The sequence below is a fragment of the Rhodococcus baikonurensis genome (assembly GCF_040489275.1).
GTDB lineage: Bacteria > Actinomycetota > Actinomycetes > Mycobacteriales > Mycobacteriaceae > Rhodococcus_F > Rhodococcus_F baikonurensis.
In genome coordinates, this window is record NZ_JBEUOQ010000017.1 from 104,965 (window position 1) to 126,456 (window position 21,492).

Here is a 21,492-nt window from a genome sequence, read left to right on the forward strand (position 1 = left end):
ATCACAGAGCCCACGACCACTGCTGGTGGTCGTGGGCTCTGTGGGTTATCGGTGTCCCGGCGAGTCGATGCGGCTCGGCAACCACACGTCCGGGGCGATCGTCGACGTCCTGCGTCCGTTCTGGTCGAGCACGTGACCGAGTAGCTTGCGTAGGTAGAGAACGATCGACCGTTCACCGACGTGCAGGCCTGGGAATTCTTGGCGCAGGCGAATTTCGAAGGCATCGAGTTCTGCAGGAGAATGCAGCCACAACTGAACCACCAGGTTGTCGGCGCCGACCACGGCGAAGCAGTTCCGAACTTCCGGAGCTCGACTCAGCACTCGGCCCGCTGTATCGAGCAGTTCGGGTTCGACGTGGCACCACAGGGTGGCGAGCACGGGAAGTCCGGCCAGTGGCCGCGCGAATTCACACCGCAGCGCCACCAACCCCGAAGATGTGAGCCGGTCGATCTGGCGTTTGCACGCAGCCGGACTCATACCGATCGCGTCGGCCAGGTCCTTCATGGGAGTGCGCCCGTCGTAGGCGAGCATGGTCAGAACCTTGCGATCCTGTTCGGAAATTCCAGTCGGCCGAGCGCGTACGGCAGTACGGTTTTCGCTGGTGGTCAGCACACCCTTCTCGGACGGTGCCAGCGCATTGAGTCTCCATCGCCCACCTTCGGTGAACCAGCGTGTGATGATCGAGGTTCGTGTCCCCAGTACGCCGTCGATCGTTGCGACCTCTTCGGAGATGAAGCGCGACATCGACGCCAAGTCCGCAGTACCGGCCGTGACGAGCAGATCGGCTCTACCCGTTGACGCTTCGATGGTCACGGCGTGGGCCAACCCAGTCAGATGTGACGAGATGGCGTCGAGAAGTGCAGGGGAGCAATCGATTTCGATGATTGCTGTGACGATGCCGGCCAGCACTTGTGGCCCCGGAGTGACCGTGACCCAGGCCAACGACGATTCGGACAGTCGATTCCAACGCCGGGCGAGAGTCGCGGCGTCGAGTTCGAGTGGGCCGGCCAACGAAAGCCACGTGGAGCGCGGTGCGAGCTGTAGCGCATTGATTATCCTCAGATCGATTTCATCTATCCCACGATCGTTGTCGGCATCGAGTGCACTCATAACGTCATTATCCGGCACATCGCTGCAAGATTCGAACTATCTGCGACGCTCGACGGATGATGACAGAGGACAAGTACGCGCTGATCGGAGCGGGCCCGTCTGGATTGGCCGGCGCGCGAAACCTCGATCGGGCCGGCATAGCGTTCGACGGCTTCGAGAGCCACGACAACGTCGGTGGGCTCTGGGACATCGACAATCCGCACAGCACCGTCTACGAGTCGGCGCACCTCATTTCGTCGAAGACCACTACCGCGTTCGCGGAGTTTCCGATGGCAGATTCCGTCGCCGACTACCCGAGCCACGTCGAACTGGCCGAATATTTCCGTGACTACGCTGACACCCACGATCTTCGCAGGCACTTCACCTTCGGTACTACTGTCGTCGACGTCTCGCCCGTCGATTCGCTGTGGCAGGTCACCACGCGCAGTCGCAGCGGTGAGACGACAGTCGCGCGGTACCGAGGCGTGATCATCGCGAACGGAACGCTGTCGAAGCCGAATATGCCGACGTTTCAGGGCGAGTACACCGGCACTTTGATGCATACGAGCCAGTACCGCAGCCCCGAGATCTTCCGCGGCAAGAGGGTGCTGGTCATCGGAGCGGGCAACAGTGGATGCGACATCGCAGTGGACGCCGTCCATCACGCCGAATCCGTCGACCTGAGCGTTCGGCGAGGCTACTACTTTGTTCCCAAGTATCTGTTCGGCCGGCCTTCGGACACCTTGAATCAGGGAAAGCCGTTGCCGCCGTGGATCAAACAACGCGTCGACACAATGGTGCTCAAGCAGTTCACGGGAGATCCGGTGCGGTTCGGATTTCCGGCACCGGACTACAAGATCTACGAATCACACCCGGTAGTGAACTCGTTGATCCTGCACCACCTCGGGCACGGTGATGTTCACGTGCGCGGCGACATCGACCGGTTCGACGGCAGGACGGTTCATTTTGTCGACGGTTCGTCCGCCGCGTACGACCTCGTTCTGTGCGCCACGGGGTATCACCTCGACTACCCCTTCATCGAGCGTGACGAGTTGGGCTGGTCGGGCGATGCCCCTGACCTGTTCCTCAACCTCGCGAGTCGGCGCCACGACAATCTCTTCGTACTCGGGATGGTGGAAGCCTCCGGGCTCGGGTGGCAGGGCCGTTTCGAGCAGGCCGAGTTGGTGGCCAAATTGATCACCGCACGTACCGAAGCCCCTGCCGCGGCGCAGGAATTCTCGGTCGCGGCGGCGGGTCCTCCTCCCGATCTGTCCGGGGGATACAAGTACCTGAAGCTGGGACGAATGGCCTACTACGTGAACAAGGACGCCTACCGATCAGCGATCACGCGACACATCGGACTGCTCGACACTGCTCTGGCGAAGGGAGGGCAGTGATGCCGATCGACGACGTGGTTCTCAATTTCAACCCGGGGTCGTTGATGATCCTCAACGTGGTGCTTGCCGCGATCATGCTGGGGATCGCCCTCGACACCTCGGTCGACGACTTTCGTCGTGCGCTCACCAAACCCAAGGCGATGGCGGTAGGTATCGCTGCCCAGTTCCTGCTTTTGCCAGCAGTGACATTTCTCCTGACGCTGATTCTCTCGCCGGCTCCGTCGGTAGCACTCGGCATGATCCTGGTGGCGTGCTGCCCGCCAGGGAACATCTCGAACGTCCTGACTCACCGGGCGGGCGGCGACGTCGCGCTTTCGGTGTCCATGACGGCGGTGTCGAACGTCCTCGCAATATTCCTCATGCCGCTCAATCTCGCGTTCTGGGGGAGTCGACGCCCGGAGACCGACGCTCTGTTGCAGTCCTTCGATCTGAATGCACTCGAGATGGTCGCGCAGATCGCCCTGATCATCGGAGTGCCGTTCGTTCTCGGCATCTGGACGGCGCGAAAGTTCCCGGAGATCGCCGCGAAAGCGCAGCCGTGGGTGAAAAACGGTTCGTTGGTGGCGTTGTTGATCTTCATCGTCGCGGGAGTGTCGGGGAATGCGTCGTACTTCGTCGACTACATCGGGGTGGTACTGCTCGCGGTCTTCTTGCACGACTCGGTTGCCCTCGCGCTGGGATACTTCTGCGGCGCCGTCACCGGGTTGAACGAATACAGCCGTCGCGCAGTCTCGTTCGAGGTCGGCATCCGCAATGCCGGACTGGGGCTCGGTCTGGTGTTCACGTTCTTCGACGGGCTCGGTGGCATGGCCGTCGTGGCCGGCTGGTGGGGGATCTGGGACATCATCGCCGGGTTGGCTCTGGCCACGATCTGGTCCAAGCGACGCGCCCGAAAGGCGGTACCGGCATGACCGTCGCACTCGTAACGGGCGGGAACGGGTTCCTGGGTACCGCTGTCATCGACGCACTGATCGCACAGGGCGTCTCCGTCGTCTGTGCCGACCTCACGGTCAAGGCAACGCCGGACGATCGCGTCCACCGCGTTCGAGCGGACGTCTGCGACCCCGCAGAATTGGGGAGGGTGTTCGGTGAGTACCGACCGAACGTCGTGATCCATCTTGCGTCCATCGTGAATCCCGGAAAGAACACGACAGCCGAGCAGGAGTACCGCGTCGATGTCGACGGGACACGAAACGTGCTCGCGGCCTGCGTCGAACACGGGGTTGGACGGATCGTCGTGTCTTCGTCCGGAGCGGCGTACGGCTACTACTCCGACAACCCACCGTGGATCACCGAAGACGTACCTGTCCGAGGCAACGACGAATTCACTTACAGTCGGCACAAACGCCTGGTCGAAGAGATGCTCGCCGAATATCGCGTCGAATACCCGGAGTTGGAACAAGTTGTCTTCCGGATCGGCACGATCTTGGGTGAGAGCGTCGACAATCAGATCACCGCGTTGTTCGATCGCCGCAAGCTGCTCAAGGTAGCCGGGAGCGACAGCCCCTTCGTGTTCGTCTGGCACACCGATGTCGCGGGCGCTTTCGCGGAGGCTGTGACCGGAAACCAGGTTGGCATCTTCAATGTCGCGGGCGACGGTGCGTTGACAATCGACGAGTTGGCTTACCGGATGGGAAAGAGAACGGTGACGCTTCCTGCATGGTTGTTGCGAGGCGTTCTACGCGTCGGACGGCGATTGGGCGTAACGGAGCACGGTCCGGAGCGGGTCGGATTTCTCCAGTACCGACCCGTTCTCGACAATCGGCGGCTCAAGGAACAGTTCGGATACGTCCCCGAATATTCGAGCGAGGACGCGTTTGCCGCTTACCTCGCCTCACGCTGACCCTTCGACGGACGGGTCGTGGAAGGATCGGAGTTGTCCGTCGGAGTTTCGAGAAGGGACTGACAGTGTCACGAATTGATGGGTCCGCACATGATGGGTCCGTGCGCCAGGTAGTCGAAGCTGCGAGTGCACTCGACGACAAGGACTTCCTGGCGGTGGTCCGCGCAGTGGTCGAGCGTCGTCCGAGCCTGTCGGTCCTTCTTTCCGTGGTGGACACCGCTGCCGCGAGCCTCGACCCGAACCGTGTAGAGGGCGCGGACGAGGACACGATCACCGACGCAGAAGAAGTCGAACTGCCCGATACCGTTGTGGAGGTCGACGAGATCATCGACGTCCCGGTGGTACTTGCGACCGATCCGAGAATTCCCGAACCCGACTACACCGAAGGGGGAGTCCCCACTTTCGACCGTGTTCGGGAGAAGATAGAGGGACGCTTCGGTACTTCCATAGGTTCGGCCGAATTGGCTCACGAGAGTCCCGCCGGGAAAACGGTCGACGAGCAGTGGGACGAGCGCCAGAAGGCCGCAAAAGCGAAGCTCGAGGAGATCCGGCGATCCATGGGTAAGTAATTATGCATTCCGATGCACAATGATGCATACTGTGTGACATGACTGAAGGTGGTACGACCGAGAACGCACGCAAGCCGATCAAAGTCGCCGTTGCCGGCGCCAGTGGGTACGCCGGTGGTGAGGTTCTGCGTCTGCTTCTCGGGCACCCCTCCTATACCGACGGCAGTCTGGTTATCGGTTCGCTGACCGCCGGTGGCAACGCCGGTTCGACGCTCGGTGAGCATCACCCGCACTTGCTCCCTCTCTCGTCGCGGGTACTCGAAGAGACCACTGTCGAAATCCTCTCGGGTCACGACGTCGTCTTCCTCGGTCTCCCACACGGAAATTCGGCTCAGTACGCCAAGCTGCTACCCGAATCGACGGTCATCATCGACTGCGGCGCGGACTTCCGGCTGCAGGATTCCGCAGCCTGGGAGAAGTACTACAAGAGCGCTCATGCCGGCACCTGGCCCTACGGTCTTCCTGAATTGCCCGGTGCCCGTGAGAAATTGGTAGGCGCCACCCGCATCGCCGTTCCGGGCTGCTATCCGACGGCAGCGAGCCTCGCGCTGGCTCCCGCCGTTGCCGCGGGGATCGTGGACTCACACGTGAACGTGGTTGCGGTCAGTGGCACTTCGGGCGCCGGCCGGGCACCGAAGGCTGATCTGCTGGGTTCCGAGGTCATGGGCTCCGTCCGCGCGTACGGCGTCGGCGGCGTCCATCGCCACACCCCTGAGATCATTCAGAATCTCTCGGCCGCAGGCGGCAAGGACATCAGTGTCTCCTTCACTCCGGTCCTCGCGCCCATGCCGCGCGGCATCCTTGCGACCTGCACGGCAGCCACCACCGCGACCGAAGAGCAGGCACGCGAAATCTACGAAAAGGCGTACAACGACGAGCCGTTCATTCATGTGCTGCCTGCCGGCGTCTTCCCGCAGACCGGCGCCGTGATCGGATCCAACGCCGTGCAGATCGGGGTCACCGTGGACGCCGACGCCGGTCAGCTCGTTGTCATCTCGGCAATCGACAATCTCACCAAGGGCACCGCCGGTGGCGCTGTGCAATCGATGAACCTTGCCCTTGGCCTACCCGAGACCGCAGGTCTCTCTACCGTGGGAGTAGCTCCGTGAGCACCGACAATCCGCAGCAGATCGACAACGCAACCGAGCCTGACGCGACCGTTGCAGACGTGGTTCACGTCGCCGGGGGACGTCTGCTCCGCACACAGGGCGTCACCGCACCTGCCGGATTCCGCGGTGCCGGAATTGCTGCCGGTATCAAGAAGAGCGGCAAGTCGGACCTCGCTTTGGTGCTCAACGAGGGGCCCGATCTGGCTGCTGCCGGCGTCTTCACCCTGAACAAGGTCAAGGCCGCTCCGGTGCTGTGGTCGCAGCAGGTTTTGACGACGGGCAAGCTGCGCGCGGTCGTGCTCAACTCGGGCGGCGCAAACGCATGTACCGGCGCGGGCGGATTCCAGGACGCACACAAGACTGCCGAGGAAGTTGCGTCGGCACTGAGCAATTGGGGAACCGAGACGGGCGCGATCGAAGTCGCAGTCTGTTCGACCGGACTCATCGGCGACCGCTTGCCCATGGACAAGCTCATCCCCGGTGTCACCGAGGTGGTCCACGAGCTTGCCGGCGGAATCTCCGGCGGCACCGACGCGGCATACGCGATCATGACCACCGACACTGTTCCGAAGCAGGCGTCGCTGCACCACGCCAACAAGTGGAACGTAGGCGGAATGGCCAAGGGCGCGGGCATGCTTGCGCCTGCGCTGGCCACGATGCTGTGTGTCGTCACGACAGATGCTGTCGCAACGGCCGAGCAGCTCGATACCGCTCTGCGCGCCGCTACTCACCTGAGCTTCGATCGCCTCGATGTCGACGGCGCCACGTCGACCAACGACACGGTGCTGCTGTTGGCGTCCGGCGCCAGCGGTGTCACTCCGACCCAGGACGAACTCAACGCCGCAGTACTGGCCGTGTGTGACGATCTCGCCGATCAGTTGATGGCAGACGCCGAGGGCGTCACCAAGCGGGTCAAGGTGACGGTGCGCGGTGCAGCATCCGAGTCCGACGCGCTGATCGGCGCCCGGACCATCGCCCGCGACAGCCTGGTCAAGACAGCGCTTTTCGGATCCGATCCCAACTGGGGCCGCGTTCTCGCAGCAGTGGGTATCGCTCCCATCGAGCTCGATCCCGATCGAATCAGTGTGTCCTTCAACGGGAGTCCCGTCTGCATCGACGGCGTCGGTGCGCCGGGAGCACGTGAGGTGGACCTGAGCGGGATCGACATCGAACTCGACATCGATCTGGGAATCGGCAACGAATCCGTGAGCATTCGCACCACCGACCTCTCGCACGCCTACGTCGAAGAGAACTCGGCGTACTCGTCATGACCGAGACGTATCCCGTGATCAGCGAGCATCAGAAAGCGCATGTCCTCGCCGACGCGTTGCCGTGGCTGCAGAGATTCCGAGACAAGGTCGTCGTGGTCAAATACGGCGGAAACGCCATGATCGACGAGACGCTCAAAACGGCATTTGCCGCCGACATGGCGTTTCTGCGGACTGTCGGTATCCATCCCGTCGTCGTGCACGGCGGTGGCCCGCAGATCAACGCGATGCTGGCACGCCTTGGCATGAAGGGTGAGTTCCGCGGTGGATTCCGTGTGACGACGCCCGAGGTGATGGACGTCGTGCGGATGGTGCTCTTCGGTCAGGTCGGCCGTGAACTCGTGGGCCTGATCAACGCGCACGGCCCGTACGCGGTCGGCATCTCCGGTGAAGATGCGCACCTGTTCACCGCTACTCGACGCACCGTTGCGGTCGAGGGGGAGCAGACCGACATCGGTCTTGTCGGAGACGTCACCACCGTGAACCCGGATGCGGTCCTCGATCTCATTGCGGCAGGACGTATTCCGGTGGTCTCGACCATCGCGCCCGACGCCGACGGTGTCGTCCACAACATCAACGCCGACACCGCCGCTGCCGCACTGGCCGAGGCGATCGGTGCCGAGAAGCTCGTTGTCCTCACCGACGTCGAAGGCCTGTACACCGATTGGCCGGACCGATCCTCGCTGGCTACCGAGATCGACACCGACGCCCTTGCCCAGTTGTTGCCGAGTCTCGATGCCGGCATGGTGCCCAAGATGGAGGCCTGCCTTCGCGCGGTGCGCGGAGGTGTGCCGTCGGCGCACGTGATCGACGGCCGGCTCGAACATTCAGTCCTACTCGAACTTTTCACCGGTGAAGGAATCGGCACGATGGTCGTGCCCGGCTCCTCGGTCGCCGGTCCCCAGCAGGGAGCTACTTCATGAGCACGATCGATCTGCAGCAGCGGTGGTCCGCTTCGCTGATGAACAATTACGGCGTACCCCGGGTTGCTCTCGTCCGCGGTGACGGCGCCGTACTCACCGACGCCGACGGCAAGCAGTACGTCGACTTCCTGGCCGGAATCGCCGTCAACATCCTCGGACACGGACATCCGGCCGTCGTCGAAGCCGTCACTACTCAGTTGTCGACACTCGGCCATGTTTCCAACCTGTACGCCAGCGAGCCGGTCGTCGAGTTGGCGGAGCAGCTGCTCGCTCATCTCGGCAACGTCACCGGGCGCGCCTTCTTCTGCAACTCCGGTACCGAGGCGAACGAGGCTGCCTTCAAGCTCGCTCGTGCCACCGGCCGGAAGAAGATCATCGCGGCCGAAGGCTCCTTCCACGGTCGCACGATGGGGGCACTCGCGCTGACGGGTCAGCCGGCCAAGCGGGCGCCGTTCGAGCCGATGCCCGCCGGTGTCGAGTTCGTGCCGTACGGCGATGTCGAGGCACTCGAGCAGGCCGTCGACTCCGACACCGCCGCTGTGTTCCTCGAACCGATCATGGGTGAGGGCGGCGTCGTGGTGCCACCCGAGGGATACCTCGTCGAGGCTCGGCGGATCACCGCCGAACGCGGTGCACTTCTCGTACTCGACGAAGTTCAGACCGGCATCGGCCGGACCGGCTGGTTCTACGCACATCAGGCAGTCGGCATCGTCCCGGACGTCATCACTCTCGCGAAGGGACTCGGCGGCGGAATGCCGATCGGCGCCTGCATCGCGACCGGGGCAACGGCAGAGTTGTTCGGACCGGGCAAGCACGGTACGACGTTCGGTGGCAACCCGGTGTGCGCTGCGGCGGCGCTTGCCGTACTGAAAACCATTGCAGCGGAAGACCTGATCTCACGCGCCGACAGCTTGGGCAAATCGATCTCGGCGGGCATCGAAGATCTGGGCCATCCGTTGGTCGACTACGTACGGGGATCAGGACTGTTGCTGGGTGTCGTGCTGACCGAGGACGTCGCGCCCGCGGTGGAAAATGCCGCGCGCGAAGCCGGGTACCTTGTGAATGCAGCGCAACCCGGAGTGATCCGGTTGGCGCCGCCGCTCATCCTTACCGATGAGCAGGCCGAAACCTTCGTGGCAGCACTACCTGCCATCTTCGACAGTGCACTATCGGCTGACCAGCCGGGGGAGAAGTGACTACCGTGGTGAAACACTTTCTCAGGGACGACGATCTGACTCCGGCGCAGCAGGCCGAAGTTCTGGAACTCGCTGCGATTCTCAAGAAGGACCCGTTCGCTCGGCGTCCACTCGAGGGTCCTCGCGGAGTCGGCGTCATCTTCGAGAAGAACTCGACGCGTACACGTTTCTCGTTCGAGATGGGCATTGCGCAGATGGGCGGCCACGCCGTCGTCGTCGACGGGCGCAGTACCCAACTCGGTCGTGAAGAGACGCTGGCGGACACCGGACGCGTACTCTCCCGCTATGTCGACGCCGTCGTGTGGCGCACGTTCGGCCAGAAGCGCTTGGAGCAAATGGCAACGGGTGCAACGATTCCCATCGTCAATGCGTTGTCCGACGAATTTCATCCCTGTCAGGTTCTGGCCGATCTGCAAACGCTGATCGAGCAGAAGGGTGAGCTCAAGGGACTGAAGCTCACCTACCTGGGCGACGGCGCCAACAACATGGCTCACTCGCTGATGCTCGGCGGAGTCACCGCAGGCATCGACGTCACCATCGCAAGTCCCGCGGGCTTCGAACCGGCGGACTGGGTAGTGGCAGCAGCTCGCGCACGCGCCGCGGAAACCGGCGCGACGATCACGCTGACTCAGGACCCGCAGGCCGGTGTCGTCGGTGCAGACGCGTTGGTCACCGATACCTGGACCTCGATGGGTCAGGAGAACGACGGGCTCGATCGGGTCGGCCCGTTCCGTCCGTTCCAGATCAACAAGGAACTGCTCGCAAAGGCAGATCCGAAGGCTGTCGTCCTGCACTGCCTGCCGGCCCATCGAGGCGAAGAGGTCACCGACGAGGTTCTCGACGGACCCCAGAGCGTCGTCTGGGACGAGGCGGAGAACCGTCTGCACGCCCAGAAGGCGTTGCTCGTGTGGCTGCTGGAACAGCGAACCCAACTGGACCAGGCGTGAGCGTCGCTCCCACTCGGGCCGGTCGCCAGTCGCGCATCATCGCGCTGCTGGCGGCGCACCCCGTCCGAAGTCAGACGGAGTTGGCGGCGTTGCTCGGTGCCGAGGGCATCGAAGCGACGCAGGCCACCCTGTCGCGTGACCTCGAAGAGTTGGGAGCGGTGAAACTGCGCGCCGCCGACGGTGGCGCCGGTGTTTACGTGGTGCCGGAGGACGGGAACCCGGTACGCGGTGTGTCCGGCGGTACCGACCGCCTCTCGCGGCTGTTGGGTGAGCTGTTGGTCTCCACCGATTTCAGCGGCAACATGGCGATTCTCCGGACACCGCCGGGAGCCGCGCACTACCTCGCGAGCGCACTGGATCGGTCCTCGATGCCCGACATCGTGGGAACGATCGCCGGAGATGACACCATCTTCGTGGTGGCCCGAGAACCGCTTTCCGGAGCGGAACTCGCGGCCATGATCGAATCGCTCGCCTGACCCCTTATTCTTTGATAGAGATTTTCAACCGAAGGAGCACAAAAACCATGGCCGATCGCGTCGTACTCGCCTACTCGGGCGGGCTGGACACTTCTGTTGCCATCAGTTGGATCGGTAAGGAGACCGGCGCTGAAGTTGTCGCCGTCGCCATCGATCTGGGGCAGGGTGGCGAGGACATGGAGGTCGTGCGTCAGCGCGCGATCGACTGCGGCGCAGTCGAATCCGTTGTCGTCGACGCCCGCGACGAGTTCGCGGACGAGTACTGCCTGCCGACCATCGCGGCCAACGCCCTGTACATGGACCGCTACCCGCTGGTCTCGGCTATCAGCCGTCCGCTGATCGTCAAGCACATCGTCGAAGCTGCACGCTCGCACGGCGGCACCATCGTCTCGCACGGTTGCACCGGTAAGGGCAACGACCAGGTTCGCTTCGAGGTCGGATTCGGCGCCCTCGCACCCGACCTGCAGGTCATCGCACCGGTCCGCGACTACGCCTGGACCCGCGAGAAGGCCATCGCCTTCGCCGAAGAGAACAACATCCCGATCAACGTCTCCAAGAAGTCGCCGTTCTCGATCGACCAGAACGTCTGGGGCCGCGCCGTCGAAACCGGTTTCCTCGAGGATCTGTGGAACGCGCCGACGAAGGACGTCTACGACTACACCCAGGACCCGACGGTCAACTGGAACGCACCCGACGAGCTCATCATCAGCTTCGACAAGGGTCGCCCGGTTGCCATCGACGGCCGCCCGGTGTCGGTTCTCGAAGCCATCCAGGAACTGAACAAGCGGGCAGGCGCTCAGGGCGTCGGTCGCCTCGACGTCGTCGAGGACCGTCTCGTGGGCATCAAGAGCCGTGAGATCTACGAAGCTCCGGGCGCGATGGTTCTCATCACCGCGCACCAGGAACTCGAGCACGTCACCCTCGAACGCGAGCTCGGTCGCTACAAGCGTCAGATGGAGCAGCGTTGGTCCGAGCTGGTCTACGACGGCCTCTGGTTCTCGCCCCTCAAGGACGCACTGGATACGTTCGTCGACAAGACGCAGGAGCGCGTCACCGGCGACATCCGTCTCTTCCTGCACGGTGGAGCCATCACCGTCAACGGTCGTCGTAGCCCCGAGTCGCTCTACGACTTCAACCTTGCGACGTACGACGAGGGTGACAGCTTCGACCAGTCCGCATCGAAGGGCTTCGTCGAGATCCACGGTCTGTCGTCGAAGGTCGCCGCGAAGCGCGATCTGGGTCTCTGACTGTGACTGGCAGCCACGGAACAAACGAAGGCGCCCTGTGGGGTGGGCGGTTCGAATCCGGACCGGCCGCTGCCATGGCGGCGCTGAGCAAGTCGACTCACTTCGACTGGGTCCTCGCTCCGTACGATGTGCGGGCCTCACAGGCGCACGCTCGTGTGCTGAACAAGGCAGGTCTTCTCAGCGAGGCCGACCTCGCGACGATGCTCGACGGTCTCGACCGTCTGGCGGCAGATGTCGCCAGCGGCGCCTTCGGGCCGAGTGACTCGGACGAGGACGTACACGGTGCACTCGAGCGCGGTCTGATCGAGCGCGTCGGGCCGGAGGTCGGCGGACGCCTGCGTGCTGGTCGTTCGCGAAACGACCAGGTGGCCACGCTGTTCCGCATGTGGCTTCGGGATGCGGTTCGCCGCATCTCCACCGGTGTTCTCGACGTGGTCGACGCATTGGCGACTCAGGCCGGGGCTCACCCGGATGCCGTGATGCCGGGCAAGACGCACCTGCAGGCGGCTCAGCCGGTCTTGTTGGCGCATCACCTGCTCGCTCACGCACATCCGTTGTTGCGCGACGTGCAGCGCCTTCGCGACTTCGACGTGCGAGCTGCGGTGTCCCCGTACGGTTCCGGTGCACTCGCCGGTTCCTCACTCGGTCTCGACCCCGAAGCCATCGCAGCGGAATTGAAGTTCGACAGCTCGGCCGAGAACTCGATCGACGCAACCGCTTCGCGTGACTTCGCGGCCGAGGCGGCGTTCGTGCTTGCGATGATCGGTATCGATCTCTCCCGCATGGCGGAAGAGATCATCATCTGGAGCACCCCGGAATTCGGCTACATCACGCTTGCCGACGCGTGGTCGACGGGCTCGTCGATCATGCCGCAGAAGAAGAATCCGGATGTCTCGGAACTGACGCGCGGTAAGTCGGGTCGTTTGATCGGTAACCTCACCGGATTGTTGGCGACGCTCAAGGCTCAGCCGCTGGCGTACAACCGCGATCTGCAAGAGGACAAGGAACCGGTCTTCGACTCTGTTGCGCAGCTCGAGATGTTGCTCCCGGCCATCACCGGTCTGGTGCAGACGCTCGAGTTCCACACCGAGCGCATGGCGGAACTTGCCCCGGCAGGGTTCACGTTGGCCACCGACATCGCGGAGTGGATGGTGCGTCAGGGCGTGCCGTTCCGGGTTGCCCACGAGGCTGCCGGAGCGTGTGTGCGTGTCGCGGAAGCGCGAGGTGTCGGACTCGAAGACCTCACGGACGAGGAACTGGCCGGCGTCGACAGCGCGCTGACGCCCGCTGTTCGTGAGGTGCTGACAGTCGAGGGTTCCATCGCTTCGCGTAATGCGCGCGGCGGCACCGCGGGGGTGCGGGTCGCCGAGCAGCTGGACGGAGTCAAAGCAGTGGCGCAGTCACTGCGGGAATGGACCCTCTGACCTCGCGGTCACGAGTGTTGTCCCTCTCTTTTCGGCAGTAGTCCTTCGGTCGTACGCGGTCAGGGAGCAGAATTTGCTCCCTGACCGCGTACGCGTATTCGTCGTCAGTAGGCTTGTTGCGCGCGGGAAAAATGAGACTGACGTCACATGGTGAGAAACTTGGGAGTGAAATGGTGGGATTGAATTCCAAGTCTGTGCTGGGCCCGATTCGTCGGGTGGTTGCGACAGCACAAAACGGCCTCGAGGTCGTCCGGTTGGGTGGGCTGGAAACGGATGCGACCACATCGCCGTTCGAGATCGTCGAGCGCGCAGCGATGTACCGGCTCCGCCGCTACTTCCCGGACAGTGATCCGGAAACCGTCGGTGCACCGATCGTGCTGATCCCGCCGATGATGATGTCGGCGAACGTGTACGACGTGACCCGCGACCAGGGTGCTGTGGGAATTCTGCACGAGATGGGCCTGGACCCCTGGGTAGTCGATTTCGGTTCGCCCGACTCCGAAGAGGGCGGTTGGGATCGCAATCTCGCCGATCACATCATCGCTCTCAGTGACATCATCGACCACATTCACCGTCACACCGGTAAAGATGTTCACATCTCCGGCTATTCGCAGGGCGGCATGTTCGCCTATCAAGCTGCCGCGTATCGGCGTAGTCGAAACATCGCCAGCGTCATCACCTTCGGCAGTCCGGTCGACACGCTCGCCGCGCTGCCCTTCGGTATCCCGGCCGGATTGGCCACCAAGGGTGCGGATTTCCTCGCCGATCACGTCTTCAATCGCCTGGCGGTCACCGGGTGGATGGCTCGCACCGGGTTCCAGTTGCTCGATCCCGTGAAGACGCTGAAGATGCGCGTCGACTTCCTGCTGCAACTGCACGACCGCGAGGCTTTGCTTCCGCGGGAACAACAGCGACGCTTCCTCGCGACCGAGGGTTGGGTCGCGTGGTCCGGGCCCGCGGTTGCCGAACTGCTCAAGCAGTTCATCGTGCACAACCGAATGATGACCGGTGGTTTTGTCATCAAGGATCAATTGGTCTCGCTTGCCGAGATCACCTGCCCCATCCTGGCATTCGTCGGCGAGGTCGACGACATCGGTCAACCCCAGGCGGTCCGTGGGATCAGTCAGGCAGCGCCGCGGGCAAAGGTCTACGAATCTACCTTGCGCGCAGGTCATTTCGGATTGGTTGTCGGTTCCACCGCGGCCAATCACACCTGGCCGACCACCGGTGAATTCGTACAGTGGACCGAGACGGGTGGGCCTCTTCCGGACCGTATCGCGAACATGGTCTACGGCGCCGACCTCGAAGACCAGACCGGTGTGTCGATCAGCAATCGGATCATCCACACCGTCGCCTCGGTCGCCGAAGTCGGAGCAGGAGTCACCAAGGGAATCAGTGACCTTGCCGCCGGTGCCTTGCGCGGCACTTTCGAATTGTCCGGCGAAGCGGCACGAGCATTGCCGCGTTTGGCACGGCTCAACCAAATTCAGCCGCACACCAAGATCTCGCTGAGCCAATTGCTCGCGGAGCAGCGTCGAAAGGCGCCGAACGGAGAGTGCTTCCTCTTCGACAATCGTGTGCACACCTATGAAGCGGTCAACGCCCGCATCGACAATGTCGTGCGTGGATTGATCTCCGTGGGAGTGCGTCCGGCAGCACATGTCGGTGTCCTGATGGAGACCCGTCCCAGCGCGCTCGCTGCCATCGCGGCCTTGTCGCGCCTTGGCGCCGTTGCCGTCATGCTTCCGCCGGGGTCCGACATCTCGGCGGCGGTCAAGCTGGGATCGGTTGATCGGATCATCACCGATCCGGAGAACGTCGACGCTGCGGTGGTCACCGGTAGGCCGGTCTTGGTGCTCGGCGGCGGCGATGCCCGCGGCCTCGAGGTGGATCCGTCACACGACGTGATCGATCTCGAACAAATCGATCCGACGAAGGTCAATCTGCCCGGTTGGTACCGACCGGATCCCGGTGTCGCCCGTGAACTCGCCTTCATCATTTTTGCGGAATCCGGCGGCGTTCTCGAAGCCAAGCAGATCACCAACTACCGGTGGGCACTGTCGGCCTTCGGCACGGCCACGGCGGCAGATCTCGATCGTGGCGACACTGTGTACTGCCTTGCACCGCTCCATCATTCGTCGAGTTTGCTCGCGACCATCGGTGGCGCCATGGCCGGTGGGTCACGGATCGCGCTCTCGCGCGGACTGAATCCGGCACGATTCGTCGAGGAGATCCACCGCTACGGCGTGACTGTCGTGAGTTACACGTGGTCGATGATGCGCGAGATCCTCGACGAGGATCTTCTTCTCATCGACGGCAGCCATCCGGTCCGACTGTTCATCGGTTCGGGAATGCCGCACGGTCTGTGGAAGCGGACCACGGAGGCGTTCGACCCCGCGCAGGTGCTCGAGTTCTATGCGTCGACCGAAGGTGACGTGATTCTCGCCAACGTCGCCGGCTCCAAGGTCGGCTCCAAGGGTCGACCGCTGCCGGGTAGCGCGCAGGTGCGGTTGGCGGCCTACGACCCGCTCAGCGGTCGGCTTCTCGAAAACGGTAACGGATTTGTCCGTGAGTGCGCCGACGACGAGGTGGGATTACTGCTCGGGCGTGCCAGATTCACCGCTGATCTCTCGGGCGGTGCCATGCGAGGTCTCTTCCAGGCCGGTGATTCCTGGATTCCGACCGAGAATCTCTTCCGCCGGGACGGCGACGGCGACTACTGGCTGATCGATCACAAGAACACGGTGATCTCCACGCTCCGCGGACCCGTGTTCACCCAGCCGATCGTGGACGCGCTGTCGAGTGTGGCGCGAGTAGATCTCGCCGTCGCGTACGGCATCGGCGACGCACCGCATCAGCTGGCGGTCGCTGCCGTGACATGGCGTCCGGGGCGGCAGTTCCGTTCCGCCGAACTGGCAGATGCCCTCTCGCGCATCGCTTTTGACGCTCGTCCGGACATCGTGCACGTGGTGGACGAGATCCCGGTGGGTTCGTCGTACCGTCCGAGCTCCACTGCGTTAGCTGCGGCCGGATTGCCGGCGCCAGGCCCACGGACCTGGTTCCTCGATTCCGAGACGCAGTCGTACAAGCGGCTGACCAAGGCAATTGCTGCCCAGTTGATGCCGACGAGAGTGGGTACCGGAGCACGGTAGCCTGGGGACATTCTGTTTGATCGGTTCGAGAGGACTCACGTGGCTATTGATTCGACGTTGCTCAGCATTCTGGCCTGCCCCCAGGACAAAGGCCCGCTGTTGCTGGTCGGGGACGAGTTGCTCTACAACCCGCGCCTGCGGCGTGCGTACCCGATCGAGAACGGCATTCCCGTTCTGTTGATCGACGAGGCACGCGACGTGGCGGACGACGAGCACGAGAAGCTGCTCGCACGGGCCGAAGGTTAGATCGGTAATTCACCGGTCAGGTACCGCTGGAGGTTCGGAGCCACCAGCGGTACCAACGCGTCCACGTTCAACGATGCGAGTGGTTCGAGTCCGAGCACGTATCGCGTGACCAGCAGCCCGGCCATCTGAGAGGCCACCAGTTCCGCTCTGATCAGGCCGGTGCCTGTCGGTGTGTCCACCCGCGGAATGATGTCGCGCAAGACGACATCGAGCAGAAAGCTCTGAATCAGTTGTGATCCGTCGCCGGAAATGGCCGATCGAAATGCTGCCAGAATCGCCGGCTTATGTTCCGATTCCCACAGCCCCGTCACTGCCCTGAGTAGGTTTTCGCCGAGATCTTCCGTCGGGGAGGCGTGAACCGGTCCCAATACCTGAGCCGGATCGATCGGTAGCGCGATCGCAGCGGTGAACAACTGCTCCTTGCTTCCGAAATGGTGATGAATCATGGCCGGATCGACGTCAGCGGCCGCGGCTATCGATCGGATGGTTGTTCGTCGAAAGCCGTTCTGGGAGAACGCTCGTCGCGCAGACTCGAGGATCTGCGCACGAGTCTCCGATTTGCCTGGTCGACGGCCGGAACGAATCGGTGCGGGGGCGGTGTCGTTGTCGGTCATGGCGTTCGGCGATCGAGTGTTGCCGCGGCCAGCGAGAGCGCTGCGGCGGCAAAGCCCGCCATGACGGCGAGATCACGCCACATCTCGCCCGTCGCGTCGGCATGCATCGACACTTGCTGAAGAGCGTCGACGGCGTAGCTCAAGGGAAGAACATTGCTGATCCATTCGAGCCAGGTCGGCAGTTGGTCGCGCGGTACGAGGAGTCCGCAAAGGAAGAGCTGCGGAACTACCACTACAGGCATGAACTGCACCGCTTGGAATTCGGTCTTCGCGAACGCACTGGCCAACAGACCGAGAGCAACGCCGAGGATCGCGCCGAGAACTGCAATCACGATGACCCACGCAAGACTGCCCGCGATGGTGAGCCCGAGAAATCCGAAAGCTACCGCGCACGCGAGAGCTGCCTGAGCGGCGGCCGAGAGCGAAAATGCCGCACCGTATCCGGCAAGAAGATCGAGCTTGCCCATCGGAGTGGTGAGCAGACGTTCGAGTGTTCCCGAACTGCGTTCGCGCTGCATGGCGATGGACGTGACCAGGAACATGACGACAAATGGCAAGATTCCCAACATCGTGATCGCGACCCGTTGGAAGAGGGAAACCTGGCCGGGCGGAGTCGAGACGTCCTGGTAGAGGAAATACAGCAAAATCATCAGCAACGACGGGACCAACAAGATCATGGCGACGGTGCGGTGGTCCTGGCGGAGCTGAAGCAGAATTCGAACGGTGGATGCACCGAAGATCCTGATGCTCATGATATTTCGCCTCCGACGGGTGAGGTTCGAATCAGTTCGAGGAAGGCGTCCTCGAGGCGTTCACATCTGGTTTTCGCGCGGAGTTCGTCGGGGGAGAGTTGTGCGAGGAGATGGCCGTCGCGCATGAGAATGAGTTCCGCGCAGTGATCGGCCTCGTCCATGACGTGGCTGGAGACCAACAGGGTGGTTCCGCTGCGAGCGAGGTCGGCAAATCGTTCCCACAATTCGACGCGAAGCACCGGATCGAGACCGACGGTCGGTTCGTCGAGGATCAACACATCAGGTGACGCCACCAAGGCGCATGCCAGCGAAACTCGACCGCGTTGACCTCCGGACAGATCGGCGGCGGTCTGATCGGCGTATCTGCGCAAACCGACGGCGTCGACCGCTGCTGCGACGTCTGCGTTGGATTTGCCGTACAGAGCGCCGAAGTACTGGACGTTTCGAGTAACCGTCAGGTCGCCGTACACGCTGGGGGATTGGGTGACATACCCGACCCGACGGCGAAGGGCAACGGACCCGGCGAGATCCCCCAGGACTCTGACCTCGCCACTTTCGACGATCTGTGTTCCGACTATCGCGCGCATGAGGGTTGTCTTGCCGCAGCCGGACGGGCCGAGCAGTCCGGTGATCGATCCTGACGAAACCTGCAGGTCGAGTGAGTGGAGAACTTCGCGCTTGCCGCGAATGACTCGTAGTCCGCGGATGTCTATTGCCGGCGTTGTGGTCACGGTGCGCCTCGTTTCAATAATTCATCACTTGTTGAATTATGCGACTCGGCTGACCCAAGAGTCAACGGCGTGGGCACAATCGAGGGGTGAGTATCGAGACCTTGGAAAATGTGGAGAACCCGTTGGAAGCGGGCCTGACAATTCTCGGCTCGACCCTGATCGTCGACGACATTTCGCTGAGGATTGTCGAGGTCGAGGCGTACGGCGGGGAGAAGGACGGGCCCTGGCCGGATCCGGCAGCACATTCGTATCGGGGGCGAACGCCGCGGAACAGCGTGATGTTCGGGCGGGCGGGCCGTCTCTACGTCTACCGCAGTTACGGAATGCACTTGTGTATGAACATCTCGTACGGCCCGGACGGTGTCGCGGGCGGTGTTCTGCTCCGAGCCGCTGAAATCGAAGCCGGTCACGATGTGGTGTCTGCTCGGCGATCGCCGGATCGGCCATCTCACCAATGGGCCAGAGGACCAGGCAATCTCGGCGCGTCTGTTGCAATCACGCTGGCGGACAACGGGACAGACGTTTTCGACTCAGCCTCACGGATTCGGCTCGAATTGGGGGAGCCCGAGGAATGGGTCAGCGGACCGCGAGTGGGGGTCAGTACCGCAGCGGAGGTTCCGTGGCGCCTCTGGATTCCGGACTCGCCGGCGGTGTCCGCGTATCGCCGAAGCCCGCGAGCACCGGCCATTTCGTGAAGATGGGATGATCGAATCCGTGACTGAGAATATTCTCGACGAACTGACCTGGCGCGGGCTGATCGCCCAATCAACCGATCTCGACGCTTTGCGTAAGGATCTCGAGGCCGGACCGGTCACGCTGTATGCGGGATTCGACCCGACCGGACCGAGCTTGCACGCAGGCCACCTGGTTCCGCTTCTCGCGCTCAAGCGTTTTCAGCGTGCCGGCAACCGTCCGATCGTTCTGGCCGGCGGAGCAACAGGCTTGATCGGTGACCCCCGTGATGTCGGGGAACGGACGATGAACTCCGCCGACACTGTCGCTGACTGGGCGGGACGCATCCGTGGTCAGCTCGAACGATTCGTGGATTTCGACGATTCTCCGACGAGTGCGGTCATCGAGAACAACATGAACTGGACCGGCAAGATGTCGGCCATCGACTTCCTGCGTGACGTCGGCAAACACTTCTCCGTGAACGTCATGCTTGCGCGTGACACCGTGAAGCGTCGTCTCGAGTCGGACGGGATGTCGTACACCGAGTTCAGCTACATGCTGCTCCAAGCCAACGACTACCTGCACTTGCGACGCGATCTGGGTTGCACGCTGCAGGTCGGCGGGTCCGATCAGTGGGGCAACATCATCGCGGGCGTCGAACTCAACCGTCGTGTCGACGGCGAGAGTGTTCACGCAATGACCGTTCCGCTGGTGACCTCGGCCGATGGCAAGAAGTTCGGAAAGTCGACCGGTGGCGGCAGTCTGTGGCTCGACCCCGAGATGACCAGCCCGTACGCGTGGTACCAGTACTTCGTGAACACGGGCGACGCCGACGTGATCAAGTACCTGCGCTGGTTCACCTTCCTGACCGCAGACGAACTCGCGGAACTCGAGACGGCAACGGCGGAGCGCCCGCATGCGCGCGAAGCACAGAAGCGGTTGGCCGCCGAGATGACCACCTTGGTTCACGGAGAACACAACACCCGCGCCGTCGAGCTCGCCAGCCAGGCGTTGTTCGGCAAGGCGGAGCTGGCGGAACTCGACGAGTCGACGCTTGCTGCTGCGCTGAAGGAAGCGTCTGTCAGCGAACTGGCGCCGGGGGAGCCACGCACGATCATCGATCTGCTCGTGACAAGCGGCTTGTGTGAGAGCAAGGGGGCCGCTCGCCGTGCAGTGAAGGAGGGCGGCGCTTCGGTGAACAACCAGAAGGTCTCGACCGATGACTGGGAGCCGGCCGCATCCGATCTGCTTCACGGCAGCTGGTTGGTCGTCCGGCGCGGAAAGCGCAATTTCGCCGGCGTGAAAATACTTTCGAACTGACGTGTGTGGGGTCACAGTGCTCTCGCGGGGCTCCTGTGGTCGCTGGTGGCCCGCCTACGGGCGGGCTACCAGCGGATTTAACCTGACGAACATCCGCGACCTGCACGTTTGACGCTCAGTTTTCATTCGCGTAACTTTGTCCAAGTCAGAGCGACACGGACACCAACCCCGACCGACAGGCCGGGGACACGCGGTTGGACGAAGTCGGAGACAGTCAAGCTCGGCGGGAACTTGCTTCCCGTGAGCAAACAAGCTAAGATTGTAACCCTTGCCCCGGAGCTTTCAACCACGTTGAAGCGATGGTGTGTGCGTGTTCTTTGAGAACTCAACAGTGTGTCGATGAATGTCAGTGCCAAAATTGATTTGGTACTTCACATCCGCGAATGATCAACCGCCTCTTGGGGTTTGGTTGGTTTGTGTGTGGTGTGAGTATTTTTCGTCGGTGATTGTTCATTCTTCCGTCTGAATGGTTGCCGACACATTTTTTGCTAGTTGAGTTTTTTTGCTAGTGATTTGA

General features: G+C 62.7%; 20 protein-coding genes. 16 read left to right on the forward strand and 4 right to left on the reverse strand.

Features of this window, described 5'->3' with window-relative positions:
• Positions 1–45: 45 nt before the first annotated feature.
• The gene (locus ABWI03_RS28435) at positions 46–1,110 is read right to left on the reverse strand and encodes an Lrp/AsnC family transcriptional regulator (RefSeq protein WP_298780644.1); all 1,065 of its coding nucleotides are present in this window, start codon (positions 1,108–1,110) and stop codon (positions 46–48) included.
• Positions 1,111–1,166: 56 nt separating this feature from the next.
• On the opposite strand from ABWI03_RS28435, the gene ABWI03_RS28440 reads away from it, so the two are divergent.
• The 14 genes from ABWI03_RS28440 (at position 1,167) to ABWI03_RS28505 (ending at position 16,886) form a co-directional block, all read left to right on the forward strand.
• Positions 1,167–2,486, forward strand: coding sequence for a flavin-containing monooxygenase (locus ABWI03_RS28440; RefSeq protein WP_298780641.1), 1,320 nt, complete (start codon positions 1,167–1,169; stop codon positions 2,484–2,486).
• On the forward strand, positions 2,486–3,397 hold the full coding sequence (locus ABWI03_RS28445) for a bile acid:sodium symporter family protein (protein ID WP_298780638.1): 912 nt from the start codon (positions 2,486–2,488) through the stop codon (positions 3,395–3,397). The genes ABWI03_RS28440 and ABWI03_RS28445 overlap by 1 nt, the downstream gene beginning before the upstream one ends.
• Complete coding sequence (locus tag ABWI03_RS28450; RefSeq protein ID WP_095973320.1) at positions 3,394–4,329, forward strand: SDR family oxidoreductase; 936 nt, start codon at positions 3,394–3,396, stop codon at positions 4,327–4,329. The genes ABWI03_RS28445 and ABWI03_RS28450 overlap by 4 nt, the downstream gene beginning before the upstream one ends.
• A gap of 101 nt (positions 4,330–4,430) precedes the next feature.
• Positions 4,431–4,898 (forward strand): hypothetical protein, encoded by a 468-nt coding sequence (locus ABWI03_RS28455; protein WP_095973319.1) that lies wholly within the window; start codon positions 4,431–4,433, stop codon positions 4,896–4,898.
• A 38-nt stretch (positions 4,899–4,936) separates the two neighbouring features.
• Positions 4,937–6,007, forward strand: coding sequence for an N-acetyl-gamma-glutamyl-phosphate reductase (argC, locus tag ABWI03_RS28460; protein ID WP_095973318.1), 1,071 nt, complete (start codon positions 4,937–4,939; stop codon positions 6,005–6,007).
• Positions 6,008–6,027: 20 nt separating this feature from the next.
• Positions 6,028–7,278 (forward strand): bifunctional glutamate N-acetyltransferase/amino-acid acetyltransferase ArgJ, encoded by a 1,251-nt coding sequence (gene argJ / locus ABWI03_RS28465; RefSeq protein WP_051720865.1) that lies wholly within the window; start codon positions 6,028–6,030, stop codon positions 7,276–7,278.
• Positions 7,275–8,198 carry an acetylglutamate kinase gene (argB, locus tag ABWI03_RS28470; RefSeq protein WP_019748607.1) on the forward strand — a complete coding sequence of 308 codons (924 nt, stop codon included), beginning with the start codon at positions 7,275–7,277 and terminating at the stop codon, positions 8,196–8,198. Before argJ ends, argB begins: the two co-directional genes overlap by 4 nt.
• Positions 8,195–9,394: an acetylornithine transaminase gene (locus tag ABWI03_RS28475; RefSeq protein ID WP_007736227.1), complete on the forward strand. Its 1,200-nt coding sequence runs from the start codon at positions 8,195–8,197 to the stop codon at positions 9,392–9,394. Before argB ends, ABWI03_RS28475 begins: the two co-directional genes overlap by 4 nt.
• Entirely contained in the window at positions 9,391–10,341 is a 951-nt protein-coding gene (argF, locus tag ABWI03_RS28480) for an ornithine carbamoyltransferase (protein WP_095973315.1), read from the forward strand. Before ABWI03_RS28475 ends, argF begins: the two co-directional genes overlap by 4 nt.
• Positions 10,338–10,817, forward strand: coding sequence for an arginine repressor (locus ABWI03_RS28485; protein ID WP_020907875.1), 480 nt, complete (start codon positions 10,338–10,340; stop codon positions 10,815–10,817). The genes argF and ABWI03_RS28485 overlap by 4 nt, the downstream gene beginning before the upstream one ends.
• A 47-nt stretch (positions 10,818–10,864) precedes the next feature.
• Positions 10,865–12,064, forward strand: a complete 1,200-nt coding sequence (locus ABWI03_RS28490) for an argininosuccinate synthase (RefSeq protein WP_003944066.1) — start codon at positions 10,865–10,867, stop codon at positions 12,062–12,064.
• A gap of 2 nt (positions 12,065–12,066) precedes the next feature.
• The gene (gene argH, locus ABWI03_RS28495) at positions 12,067–13,488 is read left to right on the forward strand and encodes an argininosuccinate lyase (protein WP_298780615.1); all 1,422 of its coding nucleotides are present in this window, start codon (positions 12,067–12,069) and stop codon (positions 13,486–13,488) included.
• A gap of 170 nt (positions 13,489–13,658) precedes the next feature.
• Positions 13,659–16,640, forward strand: a complete 2,982-nt coding sequence (locus ABWI03_RS28500) for an acyl-CoA synthetase (RefSeq protein WP_298780612.1) — start codon at positions 13,659–13,661, stop codon at positions 16,638–16,640.
• Between the two features lie 39 nt (positions 16,641–16,679).
• Positions 16,680–16,886 (forward strand): Trm112 family protein, encoded by a 207-nt coding sequence (locus ABWI03_RS28505; protein ID WP_003944045.1) that lies wholly within the window; start codon positions 16,680–16,682, stop codon positions 16,884–16,886.
• On the opposite strand, the gene ABWI03_RS28510 is transcribed toward ABWI03_RS28505, so the two are convergent.
• From ABWI03_RS28510 to ABWI03_RS28520, 3 genes are read right to left on the reverse strand one after another with little or no spacing between them, the layout of a single operon-like run.
• On the reverse strand, positions 16,883–17,500 hold the full coding sequence (locus ABWI03_RS28510; protein WP_298780608.1) for a TetR/AcrR family transcriptional regulator: 618 nt from the start codon (positions 17,498–17,500) through the stop codon (positions 16,883–16,885). The genes ABWI03_RS28505 and ABWI03_RS28510 overlap by 4 nt on opposite strands.
• Positions 17,497–18,252, reverse strand: a complete 756-nt coding sequence (locus tag ABWI03_RS28515) for an ABC transporter permease (protein ID WP_298780605.1) — start codon at positions 18,250–18,252, stop codon at positions 17,497–17,499. Before ABWI03_RS28515 ends, ABWI03_RS28510 begins: the two co-directional genes overlap by 4 nt.
• Entirely contained in the window at positions 18,249–18,983 is a 735-nt protein-coding gene (locus ABWI03_RS28520) for an ABC transporter ATP-binding protein (RefSeq protein ID WP_298780601.1), read from the reverse strand. Before ABWI03_RS28520 ends, ABWI03_RS28515 begins: the two co-directional genes overlap by 4 nt.
• An 86-nt stretch (positions 18,984–19,069) precedes the next feature.
• Between ABWI03_RS28520 and ABWI03_RS28525 the strand changes: the two genes are divergently transcribed.
• Positions 19,070–19,678, forward strand: a complete 609-nt coding sequence (locus ABWI03_RS28525; RefSeq protein ID WP_296556190.1) for a DNA-3-methyladenine glycosylase — start codon at positions 19,070–19,072, stop codon at positions 19,676–19,678.
• A 19-nt stretch (positions 19,679–19,697) separates the two neighbouring features.
• Positions 19,698–20,975 (forward strand): tyrosine--tRNA ligase, encoded by a 1,278-nt coding sequence (gene tyrS / locus ABWI03_RS28530; protein WP_166812426.1) that lies wholly within the window; start codon positions 19,698–19,700, stop codon positions 20,973–20,975.
• Positions 20,976–21,492 lie beyond the last annotated feature (517 nt).